At 69.1% G+C, this 24,309-nt stretch carries 25 protein-coding genes and 2 tRNA genes; 18 read left to right on the top strand and 9 right to left on the bottom strand.

What is annotated here, in order from left to right:
* Positions 1–71: 71 nt before the first annotated feature.
* The 5 genes from moaA (at position 72) to U4Y91_RS31240 (ending at position 4,020) form a co-directional block, all read left to right on the top strand.
* Positions 72–1,184, top strand: coding sequence for a GTP 3',8-cyclase MoaA (moaA, locus tag U4Y91_RS31260; protein WP_321808296.1), 1,113 nt, complete (start codon positions 72–74; stop codon positions 1,182–1,184).
* A gap of 28 nt (positions 1,185–1,212) precedes the next feature.
* On the top strand, positions 1,213–1,830 hold the full coding sequence (gene mobA, locus U4Y91_RS31255; RefSeq protein ID WP_321808295.1) for a molybdenum cofactor guanylyltransferase MobA: 618 nt from the start codon (positions 1,213–1,215) through the stop codon (positions 1,828–1,830).
* Positions 1,831–1,935: 105 nt separating this feature from the next.
* Complete coding sequence (glp, locus tag U4Y91_RS31250) at positions 1,936–3,225, top strand: gephyrin-like molybdotransferase Glp (RefSeq protein WP_321808294.1); 1,290 nt, start codon at positions 1,936–1,938, stop codon at positions 3,223–3,225.
* Between the two features lie 37 nt (positions 3,226–3,262).
* Positions 3,263–3,538, top strand: coding sequence for a hypothetical protein (locus U4Y91_RS31245; RefSeq protein WP_006476519.1), 276 nt, complete (start codon positions 3,263–3,265; stop codon positions 3,536–3,538).
* On the top strand, positions 3,535–4,020 hold the full coding sequence (locus U4Y91_RS31240) for a GNAT family N-acetyltransferase (protein ID WP_124487468.1): 486 nt from the start codon (positions 3,535–3,537) through the stop codon (positions 4,018–4,020). The genes U4Y91_RS31245 and U4Y91_RS31240 overlap by 4 nt, the downstream gene beginning before the upstream one ends.
* A gap of 103 nt (positions 4,021–4,123) precedes the next feature.
* Here U4Y91_RS31240 and U4Y91_RS31235 read toward each other — a convergent pair whose 3' ends face one another.
* The 5 genes from U4Y91_RS31235 to pncB form a co-directional block, all read right to left on the bottom strand.
* Complete coding sequence (locus tag U4Y91_RS31235; protein ID WP_321808293.1) at positions 4,124–5,602, bottom strand: DNA recombination protein RmuC; 1,479 nt, start codon at positions 5,600–5,602, stop codon at positions 4,124–4,126.
* The gene (locus U4Y91_RS31230) at positions 5,599–6,588 is read right to left on the bottom strand and encodes a D-glycerate dehydrogenase (protein ID WP_321808292.1); all 990 of its coding nucleotides are present in this window, start codon (positions 6,586–6,588) and stop codon (positions 5,599–5,601) included. The genes U4Y91_RS31235 and U4Y91_RS31230 overlap by 4 nt, the downstream gene beginning before the upstream one ends.
* Positions 6,589–6,669: 81 nt before the next feature.
* A complete protein-coding gene (locus U4Y91_RS31225) occupies positions 6,670–8,100 on the bottom strand; it encodes a sodium:proton antiporter (protein ID WP_321808291.1) in 1,431 nt (476 codons plus the stop codon).
* Between the two features lie 52 nt (positions 8,101–8,152).
* A complete protein-coding gene (locus tag U4Y91_RS31220) occupies positions 8,153–8,815 on the bottom strand; it encodes a lactate utilization protein C (protein WP_321808290.1) in 663 nt (220 codons plus the stop codon).
* An 89-nt stretch (positions 8,816–8,904) separates the two neighbouring features.
* Positions 8,905–10,101, bottom strand: a complete 1,197-nt coding sequence (gene pncB / locus U4Y91_RS31215) for a nicotinate phosphoribosyltransferase (RefSeq protein WP_321808289.1) — start codon at positions 10,099–10,101, stop codon at positions 8,905–8,907.
* 284 nt (positions 10,102–10,385) lie between these two features.
* On the opposite strand from pncB, the gene fdxA reads away from it, so the two are divergent.
* The 8 genes from fdxA (at position 10,386) to U4Y91_RS31175 (ending at position 14,757) form a co-directional block, all read left to right on the top strand.
* On the top strand, positions 10,386–10,709 hold the full coding sequence (gene fdxA, locus U4Y91_RS31210; RefSeq protein WP_011544919.1) for a ferredoxin FdxA: 324 nt from the start codon (positions 10,386–10,388) through the stop codon (positions 10,707–10,709).
* Positions 10,710–10,813: 104 nt separating this feature from the next.
* Positions 10,814–10,889 (top strand) — tRNA-Asn (locus U4Y91_RS31205).
* Between the two features lie 74 nt (positions 10,890–10,963).
* Positions 10,964–11,039: transfer RNA gene (locus tag U4Y91_RS31200), tRNA-Asn, on the top strand.
* 107 nt (positions 11,040–11,146) lie between these two features.
* A complete protein-coding gene (locus U4Y91_RS31195) occupies positions 11,147–11,632 on the top strand; it encodes a CreA family protein (RefSeq protein WP_321808288.1) in 486 nt (161 codons plus the stop codon).
* A gap of 61 nt (positions 11,633–11,693) precedes the next feature.
* Positions 11,694–12,599, top strand: coding sequence for an AraC family transcriptional regulator (locus U4Y91_RS31190; protein WP_321808287.1), 906 nt, complete (start codon positions 11,694–11,696; stop codon positions 12,597–12,599).
* Positions 12,600–12,712: 113 nt separating this feature from the next.
* Complete coding sequence (locus U4Y91_RS31185) at positions 12,713–13,486, top strand: AzlC family ABC transporter permease (protein ID WP_321808286.1); 774 nt, start codon at positions 12,713–12,715, stop codon at positions 13,484–13,486.
* Entirely contained in the window at positions 13,483–13,821 is a 339-nt protein-coding gene (locus U4Y91_RS31180; protein ID WP_321808285.1) for an AzlD domain-containing protein, read from the top strand. Before U4Y91_RS31185 ends, U4Y91_RS31180 begins: the two co-directional genes overlap by 4 nt.
* A 159-nt stretch (positions 13,822–13,980) precedes the next feature.
* The gene (locus U4Y91_RS31175) at positions 13,981–14,757 is read left to right on the top strand and encodes a DUF4088 family protein (RefSeq protein WP_321808284.1); all 777 of its coding nucleotides are present in this window, start codon (positions 13,981–13,983) and stop codon (positions 14,755–14,757) included.
* 117 nt (positions 14,758–14,874) lie between these two features.
* On the opposite strand, the gene U4Y91_RS31170 is transcribed toward U4Y91_RS31175, so the two are convergent.
* Complete coding sequence (locus U4Y91_RS31170; RefSeq protein ID WP_321808283.1) at positions 14,875–15,279, bottom strand: hypothetical protein; 405 nt, start codon at positions 15,277–15,279, stop codon at positions 14,875–14,877.
* A gap of 280 nt (positions 15,280–15,559) precedes the next feature.
* On the opposite strand from U4Y91_RS31170, the gene U4Y91_RS31165 reads away from it, so the two are divergent.
* The 3 genes from U4Y91_RS31165 (at position 15,560) to fumC (ending at position 18,832) form a co-directional block, all read left to right on the top strand.
* A complete protein-coding gene (locus tag U4Y91_RS31165) occupies positions 15,560–15,778 on the top strand; it encodes an RNA-binding S4 domain-containing protein (RefSeq protein ID WP_321808282.1) in 219 nt (72 codons plus the stop codon).
* A gap of 129 nt (positions 15,779–15,907) precedes the next feature.
* Positions 15,908–17,296 carry a multidrug efflux MATE transporter NorM gene (gene norM, locus U4Y91_RS31160; protein WP_124487478.1) on the top strand — a complete coding sequence of 463 codons (1,389 nt, stop codon included), beginning with the start codon at positions 15,908–15,910 and terminating at the stop codon, positions 17,294–17,296.
* A 141-nt stretch (positions 17,297–17,437) separates the two neighbouring features.
* Positions 17,438–18,832, top strand: a complete 1,395-nt coding sequence (gene fumC, locus U4Y91_RS31155; protein WP_321808281.1) for a class II fumarate hydratase — start codon at positions 17,438–17,440, stop codon at positions 18,830–18,832.
* A gap of 57 nt (positions 18,833–18,889) precedes the next feature.
* On the opposite strand, the gene U4Y91_RS31150 is transcribed toward fumC, so the two are convergent.
* Together U4Y91_RS31150 and U4Y91_RS31145 are read right to left on the bottom strand one after the other, a co-directional pair.
* On the bottom strand, positions 18,890–19,402 hold the full coding sequence (locus tag U4Y91_RS31150) for an acyl-CoA thioesterase (RefSeq protein ID WP_014897688.1): 513 nt from the start codon (positions 19,400–19,402) through the stop codon (positions 18,890–18,892).
* Between the two features lie 136 nt (positions 19,403–19,538).
* Positions 19,539–19,679, bottom strand: a complete 141-nt coding sequence (locus U4Y91_RS31145; RefSeq protein WP_185500387.1) for a hypothetical protein — start codon at positions 19,677–19,679, stop codon at positions 19,539–19,541.
* A 178-nt stretch (positions 19,680–19,857) separates the two neighbouring features.
* Between U4Y91_RS31145 and U4Y91_RS31140 the strand changes: the two genes are divergently transcribed.
* Positions 19,858–20,565, top strand: coding sequence for a helix-turn-helix transcriptional regulator (locus tag U4Y91_RS31140; RefSeq protein ID WP_321808280.1), 708 nt, complete (start codon positions 19,858–19,860; stop codon positions 20,563–20,565).
* Positions 20,566–20,727: 162 nt separating this feature from the next.
* On the top strand, positions 20,728–23,226 hold the full coding sequence (locus tag U4Y91_RS31135; protein WP_321808279.1) for a DUF6600 domain-containing protein: 2,499 nt from the start codon (positions 20,728–20,730) through the stop codon (positions 23,224–23,226).
* A 103-nt stretch (positions 23,227–23,329) separates the two neighbouring features.
* On the opposite strand, the gene U4Y91_RS31130 is transcribed toward U4Y91_RS31135, so the two are convergent.
* Positions 23,330–24,301: a thymidylate synthase gene (locus tag U4Y91_RS31130; RefSeq protein WP_321808278.1), complete on the bottom strand. Its 972-nt coding sequence runs from the start codon at positions 24,299–24,301 to the stop codon at positions 23,330–23,332.
* Between the last annotated feature and the right edge of the window lie 8 nt (positions 24,302–24,309).

Below are 24,309 nucleotides of genomic sequence, written 5' to 3'. Positions count from 1 at the left end.
CGGGTTTCCGCCCACCGGCCCGGCCGGCCGCTTGCGGCTAAAATAGAGGTCTGGCTCGCACTTCTTTCAACATGTCCCGACGCATCATTCCCCTCGCCGACGTCAGCGGGATGCCCGATATCTCCGGCGTCGCGCATACCCCTGACGGCGCCCTGGCCGACACGTTTGCCAGGCCGCTGCGCGACCTGCGCATCTCGGTGACGGATCGCTGCAACTTCCGTTGCGTGTACTGCATGCCGCGGGACGTGTTCGACAAGAACTATCCGTTCCTGCCGCACAGCGCCCTGCTCACGCACGAAGAGATCGAGCGCGTGGCACGACTGTTCGTCGCGCACGGCGTCGAAAAGATCCGGATCACCGGCGGCGAGCCGCTGCTGCGCAAGAACCTCGAATTCCTGATCGAGCGCCTCGCGCGCCTGACGACGCACGACGGCCGCCCGCTCGACCTGACGCTGACCACCAACGGCTCACTGCTCGCGCGCAAGGCTCGCGCGCTGAAGGATGCCGGCCTCACACGCGTGACGGTCAGCCTCGACGCGCTCGACGACACGCTGTTCAAGCGCATGAACGATGCCGACTTCGCGAGCGCCGACGTGCTCGACGGCATCTTCGCCGCGCAGGCCGCGGGCCTCGCGCCGGTCAAGGTCAACATGGTCGTGAAGCGCGGCACCAACGACGGCGAGATCCTGCCGATGGCCGAGCGCTTCCGCGGCACCGGCGTGATCCTGCGCTTCATCGAATACATGGACGTCGGCACGTCGAACGGCTGGAACATGACCGAAGTGCTGCCGTCCGCGGACGTCGTCGCACGGATCGCCGAGCAGTTCCCGCTCGTGCCGCTCGAGCCGCACACGGCGGCGGAAACCGCGCAGCGCTGGGGCTATGCGGACGGCAGCGGCGAAATCGGCGTGATCTCGAGCGTCACGCAGGCATTCTGCGGCGACTGCACGCGCGCGCGGCTGTCGACCGAAGGCAAGCTGTACCTGTGCCTGTTCGCGTCGACCGGCCATGACCTGCGCGCACTGGTGCGCGGCGGCGCGAGCGACGCCGAGATCGCGACCGCGATCGCCCGGATCTGGCAGGCCCGCACCGACCGCTATTCGCAGCTGCGCGGCAGCGCGGCCGCCGACACCGCGCCCGACGGCGCCGGCAAGCGCGTCGAAATGTCGTACATCGGCGGCTGACGCGCGCCGCCCGCCCCGATTTCCCGCGATGTCCGCTTCCGCCTCGCCTTCCATCACCGGCCTGCTGCTCGCGGGCGGGCGCGCGACGCGCATGGACGGCGCCGACAAGGGCCTGCAACTGCTCGACGGTACGCCGCTCGCGCTGCACGTGCTGCGCCGGCTCGCGCCGCAGGTCGACGAGACGCTGATCAGCGCGAATCGCAACGCCGCGCGCTACGCCGAGCTCGGTGCGCCGTTCGACGCGCGCATCGTGCCGGACGAAACCCCCGATTTCCCCGGCCCGCTCGCGGGCCTGCTCGCCGGCATGCGCGCGGCGCGCGCACCGCTCGTCGCGTGCTCGCCGTGCGATACGCCCTATTTGCCGGCCGATCTCGTCGCGCGGCTGCACGCGGCGCTCGACGCGCAGCAGGCCGACATCGCGATGGCGGTGACCGTCGACGCGCACCACGCGCGTTCGCCGCAGCCGACCTTCGCGCTGCTGCGCGCGTCGCTCTCCGACGATCTCGCGGCCAGGCTCGCGGCCGGCGAGCGCAAGGTGCGTGCGTGGTACGCACGCCACAAGACGGTCGAAGTCGAGTTTCGCGACGAGCGTGCGTTTTACAATGCCAATTCCTGGCAGGAACTTGCCGCGCTTGCCCGCCGCTGACGGCACCGGCATCCGTTCCCGCCCGCCGCATGCGCCTTCGCGCTTCGGCGCCCTCCGCGCGCCACCGGCCACGAACCCGATACGCCTCGCGGCGCAGTCCGACTGATGATCACGCAATCCTCGCCCGCCTCCCGAACCGCACCCGATTCCGCGGCCCCGCTGTCGCTCGCCGATGCGCAGGCGCTCGCGTGCCGGTTCGCGGTGCCGGTCGACGCGTGCGAAACGGTGCCGCTGCATGACGCCCTCGACCGCGTGCTCGCGGCCGACGTGAATGCGCCGTTCGACATTCCCGCATACGACAACTCGGCGATGGACGGCTATGCATTCGACGGCAGCGCAGTCGCGCTGGCAGCGGCCGCCGACAGCACGCTGACGGTCGCCGGCACGGCGCTCGCCGGCCATCCGTTCGATGGGGCCGTGGTGCCCGGCACGTGCATCCGCATCATGACCGGCGCGTCGATGCCGGCCGGATGCGACACGGTCATTCCGCAGGAACGCGTGCGCGTCGACGGCGACGTCATCCGCTTCGCCGCACACGACGTCGCACGCGGCGCAAACTGCCGCCGCGCCGGCGAGGATCTCGCGCGCGGCGCCTGCGCGCTTGCCGCCGGCCGCATCCTGCGCCCGTCCGATCTCGGCCTGCTCGCATCGTTCGGGTTGCGCGAAGTCACGGTGCGCCGCCGCGTGCGCGTCGCCGTATTCTCGACCGGCGACGAACTGCGCGAACCCGGCGAGCCGCTCGGCCGCGGCACGCTGTACGACAGCAATCGCGGGATGCTGGTCGCGATGCTCGAAAGGCTGCACATCGACGCGCTCGATCTCGGGATCGTCCGCGACGATCCGGCCGCGCTCGAACGCGCATTGCGCGATGCGGTCGCCGCACAGGCCGACGCGGTGATCACGTCCGGCGGCGTGTCGGTCGGCGAAGCCGATTTCACGCGCGACGTGATGGCGCGGCTCGGCGACGTGACCTTCGCGAGCCTCGCGCTGCGGCCCGGCCGGCCGCTCGCGTGCGGCACGCTCGCGCGCACCGGCGACGGCCACGTGCTGTTCTTCGGGTTGCCCGGCAATCCGGTCGCCTCCGCCGTGACGTTCTACGCAATCGTGCGCCCCGCGCTGCTGACGCTGGCCGGCACGGATGCGCCGCCGCCGGCGATGTACCCGGCGCGCAGCACGCAGGCACTGAAAAAGCGCCCGGGCCGCACCGAATACCTGCGCGCCATTGCGACGCGCGCCGCCGACGGCCAGTGGGACGTCGCGCCGGCCAGTTCGCAGAGTTCCGCATCGCTGAGCGGCCTCGCGGCCGCCAACTGTTTCATCGTCCTGGGCCACGATTCCGCGGCAGTCGACGCGGGCGCCCCGGTCGACATCCTGCCGCTCGACGGCCTGATCTGAATTCCAATCGGTATATCTCTACGGGGGCAATCCGCACATGAAGAAACAAATCTCGTCGATCGCTGCGGGGCAGACCGCGAAGGCGCTGATCCTCGTCTACCTGACGTTCAGCGTACCGATCGTGCTGCTCGGCATCCTGGTCGCGTACATCCGCTACGGGATGGTCGAACTGAGCACGATCCTGAGCGCGCTGCTGCTGAACGCGATCCTCGGTTTCGTGCTGCTGTGGATCGCCTGCCACGCGTACAACTGGGTCGCATCGCGCTTCGGCGGCATCGAGATCGTGCTGTCCGATCCTCCGGAGGAAGCGTGAGCGGCACGCCGCTGATCCGCGCGGCCGAAACGCGCGACGTCGGCGCGATCCTCGCGCTGATGCGCGAGCTGGCCGAGTTCGAAAAGCTCACGCACCTGTTCGTCGCGAGCGACGCCGACCTGGCCGACGCGCTGTTCGGCGAACGCCCCGCCGCCGAAGCGCTGGTGGCCGAGCGCGACGGCGCGATCGTCGCGTATGCGCTGTTCTTCCACAACTATTCGACGTTCCTCGGCCGTCGCGGCCTGTATCTCGAGGATCTGTACGTGCAGCCGTCACAGCGCGGCACGGGCCTCGGCACCGCGATGCTGCAGCACCTCGCGGCACTCGCCGTCGAGCGCCGCTGCGCTCGCTTCGAATGGTCGGTGCTCGACTGGAACCAGCCGGCGATCGACTTCTACGAGAAGATGGGCGCGACCGTGCTGCCGGAGTGGCGCATCGTACGCGTCACCGGCGACGCGCTGGACGCGCTCGCCGCACGCTGAACGCGCGCCGGCCACGCCGGTCGCCGTGTCAAAGGAAAACGGGCGCCGCAGCGCCCGTTTTTCGTTCCAGCCGGTTTCGGCTGCGTGCATCATGCGGGATGCGTCATGCGTCGTCCGCATCGGCGCCGTCGGCGGCTTCCGCGCCGAGCAGCCCGGCCGCCGTCTCGCCCGGCAACGCCTCGACCTGTTTCAGCTTGCGGTTCATCACGCGGGTGCGCTGCTCGGCGGCCTCGATCGAACGCGTGACCGTCTCGAGCTGCGCCTTCGTGCGCGCGAGCACGTCGCCAAACTTGCCGAATTCGGTCTTCACCGCACCGAGCACCTGCCATACCTCGCTCGAGCGCTGCTCGATCGCGAGCGTGCGGAAGCCCATCTGCAGGCTGTTCAGCAACGCGGTCAGTGTGGTCGGCCCGGCCACCGTCACGCGATAGTCGCGCTGCAGCAGGTCGGTCAGCCCCGGGCGGCGCAGGATCTCCGCATAAAGCCCCTCGGTCGGCAGGAACAGCAGCGCGAAATCGGTCGTATGCGGGGGTGCGACGTACTTCTCGGCGATCGTGCGCGCCTCCATCCGCACGCGCGCCTCGAGCGCACGGGCCGCCTCCTCGACCGCCACCGAATCGGCACGCTCCTGCGCATCGATCAGGCGCTCGTAGTCCTCACGCGGAAACTTCGCGTCGATCGGCAGCCACACCGGCGGCGCGTCGCGCGTGCCGGCTTCGCGGCCCGGCAGCCGGATCGCGAACTCGACGCGTTCGCTGCTCTTCGGCACCGTCGCGACGTTCTTCGCATACTGGTCGGGCGTGAGCATCTGCTCGAGCAACGCCTCGAGCTGCACCTCGCCCCAGGTGCCGCGCGTCTTCACGTTGGTCAGCACCTTCTTCAGGTCGCCGACGCCGGCCGCGAGCGTCTGCATCTCGCCGAGCCCGCGGTGCACCTGCTCGAGCCGGTCCGACACGAGCTTGAACGATTCGCCGAGCCGCTGTTCGAGCGTCGCATGCAGTTTCTCGTCGACGGTGCGGCGCATCTCCTCGAGCTTCGCCGCGTTGTTCGTCTCGATTTCCTTCAGCCGCTGCTCGAGCGTCGCGCGCACTTCGCCGATCCGGCGATCGTTGGCCTCGGTCAGTTGCGTGAGCTGCCGGTTCAGCGTATCGCCGAACAGCCGCAGCGCGACCGTCTGCTCTTCGCGCGCCTGCTGCGCCTGGCGCTGCACGCTCTCGCGCATCGCGTCGAACTGCTGCGCGTTGCCCGCGACGAGCTTGCCGAGCTGTTGCGCGAAACCTTCGATCTGGTTGTTCTGCACGGTCGCGATGCTCGTCAGCTGCGTCGCGAGCGTCTGCTGAAGCTGCGAGAAACTGCCGGCCAGCTCGGTGCGCGAACCGCGCGCATTCTCGACGATCTCGCCGCGCAACTCGCGTTCGAGCCGCTCGAGCGCGAGCGCCTGCGCGTGCGCGGCGTCCTCGATCTGGTCGCCGAGGACGGCCGCGTCGTCGTGGCCGCCGCCGCCGCGCACGATCGCGACGATCGCCACCGCGAGCGCGACGGCCAGCACGACGACCGCCGCCAGCAACAACATCGTCGTCATGCGCGCGGCTTCCCGATCACGTCAGGGTTGATCGGATTCGGCGGCTGCCCCGCGCGCGGCCCTTCGCCCAGCGCGGCGATCAGGTTGTCGGCCGCGAGGTTCGCCATCGCGCGGCGCGTCTTTTCGGTCGCGCTCGCGATATGCGGCGTCAGCACGACGTTCGGCACCTCGAGCAGCGCCGGGTGCACGCTCGGCTCGCCTTCGAACACGTCGAGGCCGGCCGCGGCGATCGTCCCGTCGCGCAGCGCGACGGCCAGCGCCGCGTCATCGACGATGCCGCCGCGCGCGATGTTGGTCAGCGTCGCGGTCGGCTTCATCTTCGCGAGTTCGGCCGCGCCGATCGTGTGATGGTTCTCCTTCGTGTACGGCAGCACCAGCACGACGTGATCGGCACGCGTGAGCAGCGCATCCTTCGACACGTATTCGGCGTTCAGCTCGGCCTCGATCTCGGGCGCGACCCGCGACCGGTTGTGATAGATCACCTGCATCCCGAAGCCGCGCGCGCGGCGTGCGAGCGCCTGGCCGATGCGCCCCATGCCGATGACGCCCAGCGTCGAGCCGTGAATGTCGCCGCCGAGGAAACCGTCGTACGCCCACTTCTGCCAGTGCCCGGCGCGCAGCCAGTGCTCGGATTCGGCGATCCGGCGCGCGGCGGCCATCATCAGCGCCCAGCCGAAATCCGCGGTCGATTCGTTCAGCACGTCGGGCGTGTTGGTGCCGAGGACGTTCGCCGCGTTGAACGCGGCCATGTCGAAGTTGTTGTAGCCGACCGCCATGTTCGACACGACGCGCAGGCGCGGCGCCGCCGCGAGCGCAGCCGCGCCGACCGGGTCGCCCGCCGTCAGCGCGCCGTCCTTGTCCGCGAGACGCGCGGCGAGCGCATCCGGGGCGAGCGCGTCGCCGTTGTTCCAGTCGACTTCGAAATACTGCTCGAGCCGTTCGATCACGTCCGGAAAGATCGGACGTGCGACCAGGATCTTCTGCATCGCCATCTCCGCATGCCGCGGCCGGAACGCGGCGCATCGTGCGCCGCCCGAACCGTCCGCGCTTGGTTGAAAATCGTCAGCCTACGCCGTGAAGAAGATCCGCGACGTCAGCAGGAATACAGGTACCAGTATGGCGAACGCCCAGCCGAGATACGCGAAGAAGCTCGGCATCTTCACGCCGCGCGATTCCGCGATCGCCTTCACCATGAAGTTCGGCGCATTGCCGATGTAGCTGTTCGCGCCCATGAACACCGCCCCCGCGGAGATCGCGGCGAGCGTCGTCGCGCCCGCCGTCATCAGCGCTTGCGCATCGCCGCCCGCGAGGTTGAAGAACACGAGGTAGGTCGGCGCGTTGTCGAGGAACGACGACAACAGGCCGGTCGCCCAGAAGTACATCGCATCGATCGGCTTGCCGTCCGCCCCCGTCACGAGATGGACGATCTGCGCGAACGCACCGTCCGCCCCCGCGCGCAGGATCACGATCACCGGCGCGATCGTCACGAAGATCCCCGCGAACAGCTTCGCGACCTCCTCGATCGGCGCCCAGTTGAACGCGTTGCCTTCGCGCGCGGAGCGCGGCGTCAGCGCGAGCGACGCGAGTGCCACGACAACCAGCGCGACGTCGCGCACGAGATTCTGCAGCGCGACGTGCGTGCCCCACACGTCGAACGTGATGCCCGGCTTCCAGATGCCGCTCATCAGCACGAGGCCGATCACGGCCGCGAGCAGCACGAAGTTGACCTTGCCGTCGATCGACAGCGCGCCACCGTCGGGGGTCGGGTCGAGCACGACCGGCCGCTCCTCGCCGCCCTTCCGGTAGAAGTACGTATCGAGCACGAAGAACAGCGTCAGAAGCACCGCGCAGATGAACAGCATCGGCAGCGCGAGATGCGTGGTCGTCCAGAAGAAGCTCACGCCGTTCAGGAAGCCGAGGAACAGCGGCGGATCGCCGAGCGGCGACAGCGAGCCGCCCGCGTTCGCGACGAGGAAGATGAAGAAGATCACGACGTGCACGACGTGCTTGCGATTGTCGTTCGCGCGCAGCAGCGGCCGGATCAGCAGCATCGCGGCGCCCGTCGTGCCCATCACGCTCGCGAGCAGCGTACCGAGCGCGAGGATCGCGGTGTTCAGCTTCGGCGTGCCGTGCAGGTTGCCGTTGACGCAAATGCCGCCGGCGACCGTATACAGCGCGGTCAGCAGCACGATGAACGGGATGTACTCCTCGAGCAGCGCGTGCACCAGCGTACCGAACGCCGCGCCCGCGCCGAACGCGACCGCGAACGGGACCAGAAACGCGATCGCCCACGCCGCGGCGATCTTGCCGAAGTGGTGATGCCAGAACACCGGCGCGACAAGCGGGAACACCGCGATGGACAGCAGGATCCCGGCGAACGGGATGCCCCAGAGTGCGGACAGCGTGGCACCGTCGAGCGTGGCGGCCGATGCGAGCGCGGGAACGGCGCCAAGCGCGGCTCCCGACGCCATGCCCGCCCAGGCGGCATGTCGTTTCATGCAGAACTTCCTTGTGCGAGTGAGTCGAGTGAGGATCGATCGGACGCGATCGTCATGCACCGCGCACGATGATTGCGTGAACGCGGTACGGGCCGTGTGCGCCCAGCACGATGGTCTGCTCGATATCGCCGGTGCGCGACGGACCCGATACGAAATTGACCGCGCGCGGCAATTCGCCGCGCTCCGCGCGAATCAGCGCGAATGCGTCTTCATGGCCCGCGACGATCCGCGACGCCGGCACGATCGCGATGTGGGTCTCCGGCAGCAGGCCGGCCGATGCATAGGTGTCGGGGCCGGACAGCAGTACCAGCGAGCCCGTTTCGGCGGTGGCGCAAAAGCAGCCGGTGAGGCCGACGAGATCGCCGTCGCGCGGCTTGCGGCATTCGACCGACAGGCCGGCGCCGGCCCAGTCGAGCTCGGCCAGCGTGCGCCATGCGACGGCCTGCATCGGCAAGCCGTGAGCGGAAAGATAGCGGGCAGCGGCGGCGGGCGCGTCGGCCAGCGTCGCGACTTCGTCGACCGTCGTCGACAGGCGCGCCGCTTCATCGACGAATGCGGCGACGAGGTCGGCCGGCATCGGCGGGCGCGGCCCCTCGGGATGACGGGCGAGATAGTCGGCGACGCCGTCGCGCTCCGCTGCATCGGGTTCGGGCGCGCGTCCTTGCGCCGCGCGAATGCGTGCGAGGATCTGGCGACGGGCAGCGGAAGTGTCCATGAACGGTCCTCGTGACGTTGGCGTGCGATACCGTCGGATTATACCGGCCGCCCCCGCCGCGACGCACCTCGCCGGACGGCCGACGCTTGCTACGATGCGGCGTCGTCGGCCGGCTGCGCGATGCCGAACACCTGGCGCAGGTACGCGAGATACGCCTTGTCGTCGCACATGCTCTTGCCCGGCGTATCCGACAGCTTCGCGACCGGCTGTCCGTTGCAGCGGACCATCTTGATCACGATCTGCAGCGGCACGTAGCCGAGATCGTTCGTGAGGTTGGTGCCGACGCCGAACGCAAGCTTGCAGCGGCCGCGGAACCGTTCGTACAGCTGCATGACCCTCGGGATGTCGAGCGCGTCCGAGAACACCAGCACCTTGGTACGCGGATCGCAGCGGTTCGCCTCGTAGTGGCGCAGCATGCGCTCGCCCCACTCGAACGGATCGCCCGAATCGTGGCGCGCGCCATCGAACAGCTTGCAGAAGTACATGTCGAAGTCGTTCAGGAACGCGTCCATCCCGTAGACGTCCGACAGCGCGATCCCGAGGTCGCCGCGATACTCCTTCGCCCACATCTCGAAACCGTAGGTCTGCGAATCGCGCAGCCGCGGGCCGAGCGCCTGGCAGGCCTGCAGGTATTCATGCGCCATCGTGCCGAGCGGCGTCAGGCCGTGCTTCATCGCGTAGAACACGTTGCTCGTGCCCGCGAACTGCGGCCCGAGCCCGTCGCGCAGCGTCAGCGCGACCTCCTCGTGCCAGACCTTCGAGAAGCGCCGGCGCGTGCCGTAGTCGGCGATCTTGCAGTCGGCGAACTCTGGCTTCGCGCCGAGCAGCTTGATCTTCTCGCCCAGCCGCTCGCGGCCTTCGCGATAGTCGGGCTCGCGCTGCGTGTTGCGGAAATAGACCTCGTTGACGATCGCGAGCACCGGGATCTCGAACAGGATCGTGTGCAGCCACGGCCCTTCGATCACGATGTCGATCTCGCCGTTGCCCTTCGGCGAAGGCGTGATCGAAATGTACTTCTCGTTCAGGTGGAACAGCGCGAGGAAGTCGACGAAGTCGCCCTTGATGAAGCGCATGCGCCGCAGGTAGTCGAGTTCGTCGTCGGTGAAGCGCAGCGCACACAGGCCGCGCACCTCGTCGCGGATCTCGTCGATGTACGGCACGAGATCGACGCCGGGCGTGCGACACCGGAACCGGTACTCGACGTTTGCGGCAGGAAAGTGATGCAGGACGACCTGCATCATCGTGAACTTGTAGAGATCCGTGTCGAGCAGCGAAGTGATGATCATGATTACGGCACCGCCAATATCGTGACAGGGCCCCGGCGCACCGCGCGCCGCCCGGTCTGTCGGTCATGTTACCCGAATGCGGGCCCGACCATCGTGAAACCGCCCTGCCCGACGCGCCGGGCGCGCGGCCGCACGCGCCGCGCCCGCCGCCGGCCCCATAAACTAATCACGAAACGATATAAGCCGGAAAGCCGACCACGCCATGCGGGTTTTGCGCTTCAGTTACAATGCCGCTTTTGGCGCACACGCCACCCCCATATATACCGCCAAGCAGGAGCGTTTTAATGACTCACGTTGTGACCGAAGGCTGCATCAAGTGCAAATACACGGATTGCGTGGATGTGTGCCCGGTGGATTGCTTCCGTGAAGGTCCCAACTTTCTCGCCATCGATCCGGACGAGTGCATCGACTGCGCCGTGTGCGTCGCCGAGTGCCCGACCAATGCGATCTATGCCGAAGAAGACGTTCCGGGCGACCAGCAGCAGTTCACCGAGCTGAACGCCGAGCTGGCCAAGAACTGGCCGTCGATCACGAAGACCAAGCCGGCACCGGCCGACGCGGACGAGTGGAAGGACGTGCAGGACAAGCTGCACCTGCTCGAGCGCTGATCGCGCAGCGGCGCCGTAAAATTTTTTGGTGCGCCGCCGCTCAAAAGTGTTGACAGGTTAGCGAACACTCCATACAATCTCGTTTCTCTGCTGTTGTTGTTTGTTCCCCGATAGCTCAGTCGGTAGAGCGCCGGACTGTTAATCCGTAGGTCCCTGGTTCGAGCCCAGGTCGGGGAGCCAAAAAACAAAGGCCCGTTGAAAGTGGACGGGTTTTTTGTTGGTTACCGAACACGCAGGCAGATGTACCGATTTATTCCCCGATAGCTCAGTCGGTAGAGCGCCGGACTGTTAATCCGTAGGTCCCTGGTTCGAGCCCAGGTCGGGGAGCCAGACAACAAAAGGCCCGTCATTCGACGGGCCTTTTGTTTTTCCGGCGCCCGCCGGTCACCGCCGCGCATGCTAGAGTTTCTGTCCCGCATTCGCATCCGGTTCCGTCGATGAAGCACCGCCTCCTTTCCGCCGCGTCGTTCGCCCTTCTGCTCTCCGCCTTTGCCACCGCGCCGCTCGCGCACGCGGAGGAAGTCGGCAGCGTCAACACCCATTTCCGCGTGACGGGCTCCGACCGCGTGGTCGTCGAAGCGTACGACGATCCGCTCGTGACGGGCGTCACCTGCTACGTGTCGCGGGCACGCACCGGCGGGATCAAGGGCACGCTCGGCGTCGCCGAGGATCCGAGCGAAGCGTCGATCGCGTGCCGGCAAGTCGGCCCGCTCAGCTTCAAGGAGCCGCTCAAGCAGCAGACCGACGTGTTCAGCGAACGGATGTCGTTCATCTTCAAGACGCTGCACGTCGTGCGCGTGGTCGACAAGAAGCGCAACACGCTCGTCTACCTGACCTACAGCGACCGCATCGTCAGCGGCAGCCCGAAGAACGCCGTGACCGCCGTGCCGATGCCGGCCGGCACGACGATTCCGGTCAAGTAAGCCCGCGCCGGCCGGGCGCGCGAGCGCTACACTGTCGATTCGACCGCCCTCGCGCCCGACCATGTCCGCCCCCCGCCTTCTTCCGGACTCCGCACGTTACTGGCGCACGCCGCTGCTGCCGGACGCGGATCTACTCACCGCCACCTATCGCGACCACACGTTCGCGCCGCACTGGCACGACGCGTACACGATCCCCGTGATCCTCGAGGGTGCGGAGCGCTACACCTGCCGCGGCAGCGGCCATGTCGCCGAAACGGGCACCGTGCCCGTGATCAATCCCGGCGAAGTGCACACGGGCTCGCGCGCGACCGACGAAGGCTGGTGCTATCGCGTGAGCTACGTGCCGGTCGACTACATTCGCGCGCTCGCGAGCGCGATCGCGGGGCGACCGCAGGATGCGCCATGGTTCCCGTCCGACGTGATCCGCGACACCGATCTCGCGGCTCGGCTCGCGCTGGCCCACCGGATGATGGAAGCCGGCAGCGAACGCATGCCGCCGTTCCACCCCCGCGAGCAGCCGGCCGCCAATGACCCGGCCGCTGCGACACTGCGCGCCTACGATCCGCTCGCCGCCGAAACGGCGATGCTCGATGCACTGTCGACACTGATCGCGCGCCATGCCGACGCGCGGCTGCAACCGGCGGCGCTCGCGGCCGACGAACCGCGCGTCGACGCGATGCGCGAACGGCTCGCCGCCGATCTCACGGGCACGGTCACGCTCGACGACGTCGCGCAGGCCGCCGGCCTGTCTCCGTTTCACGCGGCGCGCCTGTTCACGCGCACGACCGGGATGCCGCCGCATGCGTGGCGCAACCAGCTGCGGCTGCAGCGCGCGCTTGCGCCGTTGCGCGCGGGTGTGCCGATCGCCGATGTCGCCGCAGCCAGCGGCTTCGTCGACCAGAGTCACTTCACGCGGCATTTCAAACGGATGTTCGGCGTGCCGCCCGGACGCTGGCAGGCGCGCTGACGCCCCTCCCTGCCTTCGACAACGGACGGCAACCCGCACGCAGCGCCATCGGCACCCGCGCGGGCGCAAGAACATACAAGCCGCCGCTGCATCACCCCGCTATCCTCCATTTCATGGAGACGCGCCCCTTGAACCCCACACCCGCACCTACGCCCCCGCCTCGCCGCCCGCTCAACGAATGGCTCGACGGTGCACGCGACACGATCCCGATGATGATCGGCGCGGCACCGTTCGGCGTGATCTTCGGCACGCTCGTCGGCGGCGGCCCGCTCGCCGCATGGCACGGCGCGCTGATGTCGCTCGCGGTGTTCGCGGGCTCCGCGCAATTCATCGCGCTCGGCCTGATCGCGGGCAGCGCGAGCTTCGTCGTCGTGCTCGCGACGACGCTGATCGTGAACCTGCGTCACCTGCTGTACAGCGCGACGCTCGCGCCGTACGTCGCGCACCTGCCGCTGCGCTGGCGCGCGACGCTCGGCGCGCTGATGACCGACGAGGTGTTCGCGGTCGCCTACGCGCACTACCGGCACTTCCCGCCCGGCGCGATCGGCCCGCACTACTTCTTCGGCTCGGGCCTCGCGATGTATCTGAACTGGCAGGTCTGGACGCTCGCGGGCATCGGCTTCGGCGCGGCCTTCCCGGGCCTCCAGTCGCTCGGCCTCGATTTCGCGATGGCGGCGACCTTCATCGCGATCGTCGTCCCGCAGCTCGGCACGCTGCGCTACCTGGCGGCCGCCGCGACGGCCGGCACGCTCGCGTACTTCTGGCAGGGCTGGCCGTACAAGCTCGGGCTGCTGGGCGCGGTCGCCGCCGGCGTCGTGGTCGGCGTCGCACTCACGCTGCTGCACGAGCGTTCGCGTGCCGCTTCACGCACGGAGGCCGCATCGTGAGCTACGCGCTGCTGATCCTCGGGATGGCCGTGATCACCTATGCGATCCGGACGACGCTGTTCCTGTTCGGCGAGCGGCTGACCTTCCCGCCGCTCGTGCGGACCGCGCTCGGCTTCGTGCCCGTCACCGTGCTGACCGCGATCATCGTGCCGATGACCGTCTCGCCGCACGGCGGCGCGGCCGAGCTGACCTGGCGCAATCCGCAGCTCGTCGGCGCGCTCGCCGCCGTGCTCGTGTCGGCGACGACACGCCGGCCGCTCGTGACGATCGCGGTCGGGCTCGCGGTGTTCTTCTTCTGGCAAGGGGTCGTGATGCCGCACTGGCTGCCGGCCTGAGCGGACCTCGCCGGCCGCGCTCAAGTTTCCGTCCGGCGCGCCGATATAGGATGTGAAGACCCGCCATCAGCCTCGGCGCGAACCGGTCCGTCGACGCCGCGCCCGCACCGGTGCGCGGGGTCGGCCGCCGGCCCGCGCGGGCCGCCATCGAGACGATTCATGGGCCAGATCACCCTTTCCCTCAAGGACGACACGCTTGCGTCCCTGCGCAAGGACTACGACGCGTTCGTGCGCGTGTCGCTGAAACTCGACCCGCAGTTCGCGACGCCGTCGTTCGAGGATTTCCTGCGCGCCAAGCTGCTCGACAACATGGTGCCGCTGACCGAGCATGCCGTGCAGCGGATGCTCGAGGGCGGCCAGTACGCGTGGGCGAAGCGCACGCTCGACAAGGAATTCCCGGACGTCGTCGCGATCCTGATGCGGCAGGCCGGCGAATTCGGCTTCGGCTTCGCGTCGCGCTCCGAATGGACGCCCGACGAGCTCGTGAAGGCGTGCCGCGACTGGGCCAAGGCGATCGTCGCCGAAGCACAGGGCGATGCGTCGCTCGTCGATCCGCTCGCGGCGCAGATCAAGAGCGCGGTGCACGACATCCAGGCGCTCGAGGAATCGATGCAGACGCCCGCGTGGCGGCTCGCGGAATCGCTGCGCCAGCGCGTCTACGAGGCGAAGCTCGCGTGCGAGATGAGCGTCGGCAGCGCCGCGCGCGACAAGCTCGGCGAACTGCGCGGCCTGCTGCGGCTCGGGCTCGCGCACGGCTCGTTCCAGAAACAGGAAGCGCAGCAGATCATGGAATATCTGCGGCTGCTGAAGCCCGAGCTCTTCGTCGATGAGCCGTACGACGTATTCGCGCGGCTCGCCGCGTGGCTGCGTGGCGTATTTACCCCGTCCGCGGCACGACCGGCGCACGGACCGGGGCCGGAGCAGCGCCGGCCGTGACGGCCCGCGTCCACGCATGAAGAACGGCCCGGTTCGCGCGAAGCGAACCGGGCCGCCGGTCGATCGCCGTCACGACGCGCCGTCCGGGGCGAGCGTCGTGCGACGTCGGGGTGCCGCTTACTGTGCGGCGCCCGAGGCCGATGCACCGCCCTGCACGCCGGCCGACACACCACCTTCGACCGCTTCGTCGCCGACCTTCGACTTCGCCGAGCCGGCGCGATGCTTGGCCGACTTCGCCGCATGCTTCGCGTGCTTCTTGGTCGAGCGGACCGACGACGCCGCCGTATCCTTCGCGCCGTCGGCTGCCGCGCCAACCGCATCGGTCGCACCGCCGACCGCGTTGCCCGACGCGTTCGCGTCGGCACCACCCTGCATACCCGCGCCTGCCCCTGCTGCCGGAGCCTGCGCCTGCACGCCGGCGCCTGCGGTGCCCTGCGCCGCAACGCCGGTCTGCGCGAATGCGGCCGAAGTGGCGAACGCCGTCAGCGCGGCACCGATCAGCATCGTACGAATCTTGGACATGACTATCCTCCTCAAGAAGTTGTGGGCGCGGAGCGCATCGATACGCTCCGTCGCGTCCCCTGCCGCAACACGCAGCAGGTACGACGAAAGACCCGCGGGCGGCACGGCCGGTTCTCGAATCTCTCAGACTGTTACCCACCGTTTCATTTGCTGACGAATCGCTCACAGTCCTTAACAACTACGGGGCGCAAACATGCGCGCGCGGCCGCACTCGCGCGCCGGCCCGCGGTGCCGTATGATGCGGGGCGATTCCTCCCGCGCATCGCGCGCCTCCTTCGTCATGCCCAACCTGGATTTCACGCTGACCGGCGAATACGTCGAGCTGCACAACCTTCTCAAGATCACCGGCCTCGCGGACAGCGGCGGCACCGCGAAGATGTTCGTCGCGTCCGGCGCGGTGAAAGTCGACGGCGTGATCGAACTGCGCAAGACCTGCAAGATCCGCGCGGGCCAGGTCGTGCTGTTCGGCGATACGCGGATCGCGGTTCACGACGCATAGCGGTTCCCCCTGACCGTGACATGGCCATCGGCGCGCGCGTTCGACACCGTTCGAATAAAGCCGTAAGCTAGCCGTCTCTCAAAATAAATACAGACAGCGCGGGCCCGCACCCGCGCGAGCGCCCATTCCATGTCGCATTCCGGTCTTACGCGGACGGCCGCCGCGCCGCCGTCGCTGTCCAGTCATGCCGCCGATACCGCGCGCCTCGCCGCGCCGCTCGCGATCGCGCAACTCTCGCAAATGGCGATGAGCGTCACCGACACGGTGCTGCTCGGCTCGCTCGGCCCCGATTCGCTCGCGGCGGGCGGCCTCGGCGCGAACTTCTTCTTCGTCATCGTGACCGTGCTGCAGGGTGTGCTGTCGTCGGTCAGCGTAAGCGTCGCGCATGCGCGCGGCGCGCAGGCGGAACACCGCGTGCCGCACATCTACTGGACCGGCTTCGTGCTGTCCGTGCTGCTCGCGATTCCGGCGATCGTCGCGCTGTCGCTGTCCGAACCGATCCTGCTGATGTTCCACGAGCCGCCCACGCTCGCGCGTCACGTCGGCGAGTACACCGGCATCCTGCGGTTCGCGGCGCTCGGCAGCCTGATCGGCGTCGGGCTGATGCGCGCCTTCCTGCCGGCGATCGGCGCCGCCCGGCGGCTGCTGTGGGTGTCGATCGGCGGCGTCGGCGTGAACGGCGTGCTGAACTACGGGCTGATCCACGGCGCCTTCGGCTTGCCGCGGCTCGGCTTCCTCGGCTCGGCGGTCGCGACGACCATCACCATCTGGCTCACCGCGCTCGCGCTGATCTGGCTGCTGCACGGCCGCCAGCGGTTCCGCCATTTCGTGACCGCCGCGCGCCCGAAACTGCCGATGATGGGCGAACTGATCGGCATCGGCTGGCCGGTGGCGATCACGTACGGGGTCGAATCGACGCTGTTTCTCGCCACGGGCCTGACCATCGGCGTGCTCGGCGCAACGTCGCTTGCCGCGCACCAGATCGCGCTGAACGTCGCGTCGGTGGCGTTCATGGTGCCGCTCGCGATCGGCCAGGCCGCCAACGTGCGGGTCGGCTACTGGGTCGGTGCCGGCCAGCCGGTCGCCGCGCGGCATGCGGGCTTCGTCGCGCTCGGCCTCGGCGTCGCGTTCATGTCGCTGTCGGGGCTCGTGCTGATCGTCGTGCCGCATGCGATCGTCGGCCTGTACCTCCAGCTCGACGATCCGGCCAACGCGGCGACCGTGTCGCTGGCCGCGTCGCTCCTCGGCATTGCCGCGGTGTTCCAGATCGTCGACGGCATGCAGACCGTCGGGTCGGGCGCGCTGCGCGGACTGCGCGATACGCGCATCCCGATGCTCGCGGCGACCCTCGGCTACTGGGGCATCGGCTTCCCGACCGGTTACTGGCTGGCGTTCCATGCAGGCCTCGGCGCACGCGGCCTGTGGTGGGGGCTCGCGGCCGGCCTCGCCAGCGTCGCCGCGCTGATGGCCTGGCGCTTCCATCTGAAGAGCGCGTCGCTCGTCGCATCGACGCGCTGAGCGCGACACGACGCAAAATCGCGGCCGGCGCTATGCTTGTCGGTTGAAGTCCCAACACGTCGCGCCAGCGGCGCGACTGCCTCACGATACGCCAGACGCCGCGCGACGCGCGGCCTTTCCCCTTCCCAAGAGGAGTGCATCATGAACGAAGCAGTTCGGATGGAACGCGACACGTTCGGCGAGATCGCCGTGCCGGCCAACCGGCTCTGGGGCGCGCAGACGGAACGCTCGCTGCAGAATTTCCGGATCTCGACGGAGAAGCAGTCGCCCGAGCTGATCCACGCGCTCGCGATCGTCAAGCGTGCCGCGGCCGCCGTGAACCAGTCGCTCGGCGTGCTGGCCGACGACAAGGCGCGCGCGATCATCGACGCGGCCGACGAGATCATCGCGGGCAAGCATCCGCGCGAATTCCCGCTCGCCGTGTGGCAGACGGGCTCCGGCACGCAGACCAACATGAACCTCAACGAGGTGATCGCGAACCGGGCGAGCGAACTGCTCGGCGGCGAGCGCGGCGAAGCACGCAAGGTCCACCCGAACGACGACGTGAACCGCGGCCAGTCGTCGAACGACGTGTTCCCGACCGCGATGCACGTCGCGGCCGCGTACGCGATCGTCAACCATCTGCTGCCCGCGCTGCGCACGCTGCGCGCGACGCTCGACACGAAGTCGAAGGCCTTCGCCGATATCGTGAAGATCGGCCGCACGCACCTGCAGGACGCGACGCCGCTCACGCTCGGGCAGGAATTTTCCGGTTACGTCGCGCAGCTCGACCAGGGCATTCGGCACGTCGAATCGGCGCTGCCGCACCTGTACGAACTCGCGCTCGGCGGCACCGCCGTCGGCACCGGGCTGAACGCGCATCCGGAGTTCGCGGTGCGCGTCGCCGACGAGATCGGCAGGCTGACGACGCTGCCGTTCGTGACCGCGCCGAGCAAGTTCGAGGTGATGGCGGCCGCCGACGCGCTGGTGTTCGCGCACGGCGCGCTGAAGACGGTCGCGGCCGGCCTGATGAAGATCGCCAACGACGTCCGCTGGCTCGCGAGCGGGCCGCGCTGCGGGCTCGGCGAACTGTCGATTCCGGAAAACGAGCCGGGCAGCTCGATCATGCCGGGCAAGGTGAACCCGACGCAGTCGGAAGCCGTGACGATGCTGTGCTGCCAGGTGTTCGGCAACGACGTCGCGGTGAACGTCGGCGGCGCCAGCGGCAATTTCGAGTTGAACGTGTTCCGGCCGATGATCGCGCACAACGTGCTGCAGTCGGTGCGGCTGCTCGCCGACGGCGCGCAGAGCTTCAACGACCACTGCGCGGCGGGCATCGAGCCGAACCGCGCGCGCATCGACCTGCTGCTGAACGAATCGCTGATGCTCGTGACGGCGCTCAATCCGCACATCGGCTACGACAAGGCCGCGCAGATCGCGAAGAAGGCGCACAAGGAAGGCACGACGCTGAAGGCCGCCGCGCTTGCGCTCGGCTACCTGACCGAGGCGGAATTCGACGCGTGGGTGCGTCCCGAGGAGATGATCGGATCGCGGTAATCGCGGGTGCGACGCGATGATGCGACGGGCGCGGCGCGAACGCTGCGCCCGTTGTCGTCAGACGGTGCCCTTCGCCACTTCCTCGGGCTTCATCTCGACGATCTTGTCGAGCGCGGCGCGCACGTCGGCCGCATACTTCGCGAGCACCTTCTGCTCGTCGGTCTCGGGCACGAACGGCGGCACCGGCACCGGGTTGCCGTTCTCGTCGACCGCGACGAACACGACGAGGCAGTCGGTCGTCTGGCGCAGCACGCCGCCCTTCGGATCGCCGGCGTGCACGGACACATGGATGTGCATGCTGGTGCGGCCCGTCGCGACGACGCGCGCCTTCAACTCGACCAGGTTGCCGACGAGGATCGGACGCTGGAAGCGGATGTTGCCGACGCTGACCGTCACGCAATAGCGGCTCGACCAGACCGCCGCGCACGCATACGCGACCTCGTCGATCCACTTCATCAGCGCGCCGCCATGCACCTTGCCGCCGAAGTTCACGGACGACGGCTCGGCGAGGAAGCGGAATACGGTTTCGGTGCGGTCGAGGGCGGCCGGTACGGGGGATGGTTGGGACATCGTGGTAGCTCCAGGCGGCGGGGGTACGGCAATCGGCGCATTATACGTTGCACTGCGGCAACACGTCGCAGTGCCCGCCGCACGGCCGGCCGCCCCCGTGCGTTGAACCGGCATCGGCACCGGCAATCGACGCCTGTCAGCGGCGCACCGTGATGCCCTGATCGATCGTCCCGTACATCTCGAGGCTGCCGCCCCGCTCGCCGGCGGCGCCCGCACCGCCCTGCGCACAGGCCGCGCAGAGGAACGCGGCCGCCAACAGGCAGAAAATCGTCTTCATCGTCGCATCGTGTCGCATCCGGCGGCCCACTGCCGCCGCGTCCGGCCATTCTACGCGTGCGCGGCCGGCGACCGCGGGTCGCGCGCCGCCGCGCCGCATCCGACATTTCATCCGAACACGAAACATCGAATGTGCGCAGCACCTACACTGCAGTCATTCCGCCTGACGAGACACGACGATGACCGATCAAGACGACCACCACTTTCCGGGCCTGAGCCGGATCGGCGCACTGATCGCCGATCCGGGGCGCGCCGCGATGCTGTGGGTGCTGATGGACGGCAGCGCGCGGCCGGCCGGCGAACTGACGATGATCGCAGGGCTGTCGCCGTCCGCGGCGAGCGCGCACCTCGCGCGCCTGACCGAAGGCGGCCTGCTCGCGCTCGACGTGCGCGGCCGGCACCGCTACTACCGGCTCGCGTCGGCCGACATCGCGGCGTCGCTCGAGGCGCTCGCGAACGTGGCCCGCGCGGCCGCGCCGAACCGTCCGGTGCCGCCGCCGTCGCGCGCGGTGCCGGCCGAGCTGCGCTACGCACGCACCTGCTACGACCACATGGCCGGCGAACTTGCGGTCCGCATCTTCGACGGGCTCACCACACGCGGCTGGCTGCAGGCGGACGGCGACGCGATCGAAGCCACCGAGCTCGGCACCCAGGCGCTCGCGCGCTGGGGCATCGACGTCGCGCAGCAGCGCACGCGCCGCCGCCGCTTCGCATGCGGCTGCCTCGACTGGAGCGAGCGCCGCCCCCATCTCGGCGGCGCGCTCGGCGCGGCACTGCTCGATAGCTTCTGCGCCCACGGCTGGATCGAGCGCACCGCACGGCCGCGCGTGCTGCGCGTCACCGTGCCCGGACAGCAGGTTTTCGACGACTGGCTTACGTCCGCTTGACGCGTACATTGCGACGGGACGACAACCGCGCGCGATGGACAGGTTTTGTTACATCGCGTGCCATCCGACTTACAAAACACCGAGCACTGAAACAGGCCGAGCGGATATCGTGAACTCAACGGCACGAATCGACGCGCCGCGATAACGACGAAGACGCTCATCATGGCTTCCCTGTTCACGCTCAAGCGAACCGCCCGCTGCACGCTGCTCGCGTTCGCCACGCTGGCGACCGTGCCCACCGCATTCGCGCAAACGACCGAGGCCGCCGCGTATGCGGCCGCCGCCCGGCAGCCGGGCGGCGATCCGCCGAGCCGCGTCGCCCGACTCAACTACAAGTCGGGTGCCGTGACGACGGAGCCCGCCGGCACCGATACGTGGTCGTACGCCGCCGTGAACCGGCCGCTGACGACCGGCGACCAGTTGTGGAACGATGCCGGCGCGCGCTCGGAACTGCACATCGGCTCGACCGCGGTGCGACTCGGCGAATCGACGAGCCTGTCGGTGCTGAACCTCGACGACACCACGACGCAGTTGAAGGTCGGGCTCGGCACCGTATCGACGCACGTGCGCGATCTGCCGTCCGGCGGGTCGTACGAAATCGACACGCCCAATCTCGCGCTCGGCATCTCGGGCCCGGGCGACTATCGCGTCGACGTCGCGCCGAACGGCGCGAGCACGACGGTCACCGTGCGCAGCGGCAGCGCGACCGTCTACGGCAGCAACGGGCAGTATCCGCTGTCGCCCGGACAGCAGGTCGTGTTCACCGGCACCGACCTGCAGGTCGCGCAGCAAGCGGCCGCGCCGGCCCCCGATGCGCTCGACCAGTGGGCCGCCGGCCGCGATGCGGCCGAGCAGCGCTCGGTGTCGGCCCGCTACGTGTCGCGCGACGTGCCCGGCTACCAGGATCTCGACGCGAACGGCACGTGGCGCGAAACCCCGAATTACGGCGAGGTCTGGGTGCCGAACGACACGCCCGCCGACTGGGCGCCGTATCACGACGGCCACTGGATCTGGCAGGCGCCATGGGGCTGGACCTGGGTCGACGATGCGCCGTGGGGCTTCGCGCCGTATCACTACGGCCGCTGGGCCTATGTCGACGACAGCTGGGCGTGGGTGCCCGGCCCGATGGTCGTCAGCCAGCCGCCCGCTTACGCGCCGGCGCTCGTCGCCTTCGTGGGCGGCGGCGGCGGTCCCGACTGGAGCGTCGCGCTGACCGTCGGCGGCGTCGCGGCGGCCGGCTGCGCATGGTTCGCACTCGGCCCGGGCGAACGCTGGCATCCCGGCTGGGGCGGCTGGAGCCCGCATTACTACGATCGCGTGAACCGGAACGTCGTGGTCAACAACGTGACGGTCAACAAGACCGTGAACGTGACGAACATCACCAACATCACGAACATCAACAAGACGTACGTGAACTTCCGCGCGCCGCATGCGATCACGGCCGTGCCGGCGTCCGCGTTCGTGCACGGCCAGCCGGTCGCGCACTTCTCGCAACGCGTCGATCCGCAGCAGTGGCGCAACGCGCACGTGATGCCGGGCACGCCCGGCATTGCGCCGGTGCGCCAGAGCTTGACCGGCGGACTGCGCACGGCCAGCTACCGTCCGCCGGCGGCGCTCGGGCAGCACACGTTCGTCGCGACGCGCAATCCGGCCGTGCCGGCCGCATATCGCGACCAGGCGGCCGCGCATCTCGCACGGCAGGGCCAGCACGTGCCGGGCGCAGGCGCACCGGTCGCGAGGACGAGCGTGCCGGCCGACTATCAGGCTCGCCCGGTCCGCGTTCCGGGCAACCCGAAAGCCGGTGCGTGGGCGATGCGCAACGTGCAGCTCGTGAATCCGCACGGTCCGGTCGTGCAACCGGCGCACACGCCGCGCGACGGCCAGCCGGCACAGGCCGCACGGCCTGGTGCGCCGATGCCGGTCGTGCCGGACGGCGCACGGCCGACGAACGGCGAAGCCCCCAATGCACCGCGCTTCGCCAACGGTGCCATGCCGCAGGCGCCGGGCAATCCGGCTCCGCATCAGGCGTTGAGCCCTGGAAATGGCGTCCCGCGTCCGCCGACGGCCGCCAACGGGCCGGCCGGGCGCGACAACACGCATCCGGCGGCGGCGCCCGCGCCCGCGTGGATGCAGCCGCACACGCCGATGGAGCGTCAGCGCCCGACGCCGCCGACGGCACTCCACGCAGCGGGACAGAACGCGCTGCCGCCCGTGCGCAGCGCGGCGCCGGTCCCGCATCCGGAAGCCACGCCCGGTACGCAGCCCGGCCGTCGGCAGGAAACGCCGCACGCGTTGCCGCAACCGCGACTCGACATGACCGCGCAGATTCCGCAGCAGCGTCCGCGCCCCGATTTCGCGGCACCGGCCCAGCATGCGCAGCCGCGGCCCGAGCGGACCGCTCCGGCACCGCAACCGCGCCCCGAATTCGCGCAACCGGCACCGCGCCGCGAAGTCGCGCCGCCGCACGTGAACGAGTACCGTCCGCCCGCGCCCGCCGTGCATGACATGCCGCGACCGCAGCCGCAGGCCCCGCGCATGGAGCCGCGGCCATCGATGCCCGCGCCGCACATGGAACCGCGGCCGCAACCGGCACCGCACGTCGAGGCGCCGCACCCGGGCAATCCGCCGCCCGGCGGCCACGACGAGCGGCGCCACCAGTAACCGCACTCGCTGAAACGGCAAGGCCCGACCGGCGAGTGCCGGTCGGGCCTTCTTCATTCTGCCTGGCGCGGGTCGCGTCACCCGCCGCCGTCGCACGCCGGGCTCAGACCGCCATCGGCGCGGTCAGCGGCTCATGGTGACGGTAGCCGACGAGCGAGAAATCCGACGGCTCGATCTGCTCGAGCCATTCGGGCGCATAAACGCCGGTCGTCGCGTAGTCCGGCACGCGCTCGGCAATGTCGAGCCGCGGGCTGTCGTACGGCTCGCGCGTAAGCTGCTGCTGCAGCATGTCCAGCTGGTTCTCGTAGATGTGCGCGTCACCGATGAAGTACGTGAACCACCGCGGCGTATAGCCCGTCAGCCGGCCGACGAGCGACAGCAGCGCGGCCCCTTCCGTCAGGTTGAACGGCGTGCCGAGCCCGACATCGTTGCTGCGGATGTACAGGCACAACGAAATCTCGCGCTTCGTGACGTTCGGCAGGAACTGGTACAGCAGATGGCATGCGGGCAGCGCGATCTGGTCGAGCACGGCCGGATTCCATGCGTGGAACAGGATGCGGCGGTCGGCCGGGTTCTCCATGATCGTGTCGAGACACTGGCGCAGCTGGTCGATTGCCTTGTACAGCAGCACCTTCGGCACCCCGTCCTCGTCGAAACGCGTGACGATCCGGAAACCGCGGCGCGTCGCGTCGGCGATCTGCGCATCGGCGCCAGCGTCGAGTACCTTGTAGCCGGGCCACTGGCGCCATTGCACGCCATACACGTCGCCCAGGTCGTCGACGCCCTGGCGGTACGGGTTCGCGAGCCACTGCGCGTTGTCGTTCGCGTTCGCGTCCCACACCTTGCAGCCGAGCGCGCGGAAATCGGCCGCGCTGCGCGATGCGCGCAGGAAACCGACCAGTTCGCCGATCGCGGACTTGAACGCGAGCTTCTTGGTCGTGACCGCCGGGAAACCTTGCTGCAGGTCGAACCGCAGCATCGCACCGGGCATGCTGATGGTGCGGATGCCCGTGCGGTTCTCCTGCCAGGTGCCGGTGTCGAGAATGGTGCGAACGAGGTCGAGGTACTGTTTCATGCGGGTTC

The organism is Burkholderia sp. BCC1993 (assembly GCF_905339865.1).
GTDB lineage: Bacteria > Pseudomonadota > Gammaproteobacteria > Burkholderiales > Burkholderiaceae > Burkholderia.
This window is presented reverse-complemented; position numbering and strand designations above follow the sequence as displayed.